This is a genomic window from Bacillus sp. B1-b2 (assembly GCF_009183415.1).
Classification (GTDB): domain Bacteria; phylum Bacillota; class Bacilli; order Bacillales; family Cytobacillaceae; genus Niallia.
Genome location: NZ_WEHU01000062.1, coordinates 1 through 3,441, shown reverse-complemented (window position 1 = coordinate 3,441; position 3,441 = coordinate 1). Strand labels below are relative to the sequence as shown.

At 33.7% G+C, this 3,441-nt stretch carries 4 protein-coding genes; 1 reads left to right on the top strand and 3 read right to left on the bottom strand.

Annotated features, from left to right (window positions below; genetic code table 11):
- The first annotated feature begins 449 nt into the window (after positions 1-449).
- Positions 450-635, top strand: a complete 186-nt coding sequence (locus tag F9279_RS24640) for a hypothetical protein (protein ID WP_152116725.1) — start codon at positions 450-452, stop codon at positions 633-635.
- A 123-nt stretch (positions 636-758) separates the two neighbouring features.
- On the opposite strand, the gene F9279_RS24635 is transcribed toward F9279_RS24640, so the two are convergent.
- The 3 genes from F9279_RS24635 to F9279_RS24625 are packed head-to-tail and all read right to left on the bottom strand — an operon-like array spanning position 759 to position 3,029.
- Positions 759-1,493: an amino acid ABC transporter ATP-binding protein gene (locus tag F9279_RS24635; protein WP_152116724.1), complete on the bottom strand. Its 735-nt coding sequence runs from the start codon at positions 1,491-1,493 to the stop codon at positions 759-761.
- 29 nt (positions 1,494-1,522) lie between these two features.
- A complete protein-coding gene (locus F9279_RS24630) occupies positions 1,523-2,224 on the bottom strand; it encodes an amino acid ABC transporter permease (RefSeq protein ID WP_152116723.1) in 702 nt (233 codons plus the stop codon).
- On the bottom strand, positions 2,211-3,029 hold the full coding sequence (locus tag F9279_RS24625; RefSeq protein ID WP_152116722.1) for an amino acid ABC transporter substrate-binding protein: 819 nt from the start codon (positions 3,027-3,029) through the stop codon (positions 2,211-2,213). Before F9279_RS24625 ends, F9279_RS24630 begins: the two co-directional genes overlap by 14 nt.
- Positions 3,030-3,441 lie beyond the last annotated feature (412 nt).

Below are 3,441 nucleotides of genomic sequence, written 5' to 3'. Positions count from 1 at the left end.
CAGCAGATAGGATTAACCATATGACGGTGTTAAGTAAGCAACGAACAGCTTAAAAATTTATAGATGACAAGATTCTGTAAGTCTGTGTTTCTTTAAAAGATTGAATTATGAAATTAACTCAATATAGAGAAATTTAATAAAAAGATACCTATTTTCTAGGATTCGAACTTTGACAATAAAAAAGGAGTATAACTGAAAAGTTATACTCAAAGTGAGAGGAGGTTATGGGGTTACGGTATAAAGAATATGACAATGTATTCAGCTTTTAAAAGGTGATACAAGCTATTCCTTATACTTATTAGATATGCTTTTTTTAAGAAACAGTGAGGGCTTATCCCCTTTGAGCAAAAAAAAGGGCAAATAAATGCTCATTTTGAAATTTTAATACTATCTAGCTGTGCAAAGGCATATCGTATAATAGGAACAAATGGAAAGAAGGGCAATCAAACATGGACAAAATATTAAGTGTAAATCATGTTACTTATTGTTGCATATGGACACTCTTTATAACGATTACCTTATTAATCATTACAGGGCTATCTGTTTACACAATTGCAGCTATGCTTTCTGGAGCTATCGTTGCTTTTATCAATGTATTAGAAGACGAAGTCATTCATAAAAGAATATACAAATAAAAAAAAGAATAATTGTATGTATAAAAAAAGAAAAAGGGGTACACAATGATACTACAAAGTGTAATTCCCCCTTTTGATGAGAGTAGTTAAAACTTCCGAACGAAAGTCTTAACTGCTCTTTTTTTATTCTATTAATTGTAAGAATTGCTTTGTTCTTGCTTCTTTCGGTGAGGAAAAAATGGAGGCAGGAGTGCCATTCTCTATAATAAAGCCTCCGTCCATAAATATCACTTCATCTGCCACTTCTTTAGCAAACTTCATTTCATGGGTAACCACTATCATGGTCATCCCTTCCTTCGCGAGTTCTTTAATTACTTTTAATACTTCCCCCACCAGCTCAGGATCTAGTGCGGAAGTTGGCTCATCAAAAAGCATGACATCTGGCTCCATTGCAAGTGCTCTGGCAATTCCAACCCTTTGTTGCTGCCCTCCAGAAAGCTGAAATGGATATGAGTCCAATTTATCACCCAAACCAACTTTTTCTAAAAGCATAATAGCTTTCTTTCTTGCTTGTGCTTTTTCTTCTTTTTTAACGGTAACAGGCCCCTCCATTACATTCTGAACAGCTGTTTTGTGTGGAAAAAGATTATAGCTCTGAAAGACCATTCCAGTAAGTTTTCTAAAGTCCGTAATCTCTTTTTTAGTTACAGAGTTAGAAAAATCTAGTTGCTTGTTGCCTATTTGAATATGACCAGTTGTTGGTGTCTCCAGAACATTTAAACACCGTAACATAGTTGTTTTTCCTGAACCAGATGGTCCAATGATGACAATTACCTTGCCTTTTTCTACATTCAAGTTGATATCCTTCAAAACCTCTAGGTCACCAAAACGTTTAGATAAACCTTTAATGGAGATCATCGTACCCTCTCCTTTCTAATCTTTTCCTTTTATCTTTGCAAATGGCGACCAAAGCGGTGTTCTAACCTTTGCTGAGCAATCGATAATGGAAAACAAATAACCCAATAAATAAGGGCTACCTCTGTATAAAGTAAAAGAAATTCATAGTTTGTACTTGCTATTTGCTGTGCTACTCGAAACATCTCTGTTACTAATATAAGAGCAGCTAGCGAGGAGTCTTTTATTAAACTTATAAAGGTATTAGATAGGGGTGGAACGGAAACACGGACAGCTTGCGGCAATATAATCCTTTTCAAATTCTGTCCATAGCTCATCCCAATAGAATACCCTGCTTCCCATTGACCACTTGGTATACTAAGTATAGCGCCTCTAATAATTTCAGAACTATAAGCACCAACATTTAAAGAAAAACCGATAACGGCAGCTATAAATGGGTCAAGAGTTATACCGACATTAGGCAAACCATAAAAAATAATAAATAATTGTACTAATAGTGGTGTACCTCTTACAACAGAAACGTACACATTCGCAATAAATTTCAATATTTTTATACTTGATAGTCGAGCTAGTGCAGTGAATAAAGCTAAAATTATTCCAATAATAAATGATAAAATTGATAATGGTATGGTATAAAAAATTGCCCCCTTCACCAAAGGGAGAAGGGAACTTATTGCAATATCATAATATCTTTGAAATAACTCTGGGTCAGTAAATATACTATTTAAGTACATCTTCTCCAAACCATTTCTCAGAAATTGTCTTATACGTACCATCATCAATCATTTCATTTAATGCTTTACTTACTGCGTCCACTAATGTATCGTTTCCTTTTCTAAACATTAAACCACTCTGTGAAACGTCTCCTTCTGTATCTGCAATAACTACTTCTGTATCAGGCTTTTGTTTTTTATAGTCTAAGAATGATAATTTATCATTCACTGTTACATCTACTCTTTTTGAGTTCAAAAGCTCAATTGCCTGATTAAAACCATCAACACCAACTAATTCTGCTCCGTTAGTTTTGGCAATTTCTGCATAGTTACTAGTTAGGGACTGAGCGGATTTTAAGCCTTTAATATCTTCAAAGCTTTTAATGTCTGAGTCTGCTCTTGTAATTAATACTGCACTTGAAGAAATATATGGATCAGAAAATGAATATTTCGCTTTTCTTTCATCATTGATTCCTACTTGGTTTGCAATCATATCAAAGCGCTTAGCATCTAGTCCTGCAAAAATTGCATCCCATTGTGTTTCCTTGAATTCAGCCTTAACACCTAAACGTTTTGCTACTTCTTCCGCAATTTCCACATCAAAACCAGTTAACTTTCCTGTATCATCATGGTATGTAAATGGCGGATAAGTCCCTTCAGTACCTACTACTAATGTACCATTTTCTTTTATTTGAGCTAATAAATCTGCGTCATTACTAGCATTATTGTCTTTTTCGTTAGCAGTATTATTGTCAGAAGTACCACATGCTGCTAAGAAAATAGATAAAGTTAATACAAAACCTAAAAATAGACTATATTTTTTCATTTTCTTAATCCTCCAAATTCCGATATGCATTATCAGCAATAGGTATCTTAATACAGATGAATACCACTTGTCAAAACATTAATTCCCTTTTATATTCTCACCAAAATTTCTGACATTAATCGAACCAAGGTTATCCTTTTTATACCAACAAAAAGCGACCCTAAAGTGGTCGCTTTAATTCTGGACAAACTCACTAATGTAGATAAAGAAGTTTGTACTGTAGTATATATAAACATCGCTCTGAATTGTTAGTTGCAGTTTAAATCCATATAGAGCTTTTTAATATTAGTAACTCAACTTTCGCACCAGAAAAATAAGTGCTAATCGTTGGTTGTATTGTTTTTAAGGTCTATTAAATATATGGCTTGACAATGTTATTAAAAAATGAAAAAACACCTCGATCTTTGGTATA

Excerpts from the sequence above, each read along its gene's own strand:
- F9279_RS24630 (WP_152116723.1), bottom strand. The coding sequence starts at position 2,224 with ATGTACTTAAATAGTATATTTACTGACCCAGAGTTATTTCAAAGATAT.
- F9279_RS24640 (WP_152116725.1), top strand. The coding sequence starts at position 450 with ATGGACAAAATATTAAGTGTAAATCATGTTACTTATTGTTGCATATGG.
- F9279_RS24635 (WP_152116724.1), bottom strand. The coding sequence starts at position 1,493 with ATGATCTCCATTAAAGGTTTATCTAAACGTTTTGGTGACCTAGAGGTT.
- F9279_RS24625 (WP_152116722.1), bottom strand. The coding sequence starts at position 3,029 with ATGAAAAAATATAGTCTATTTTTAGGTTTTGTATTAACTTTATCTATT.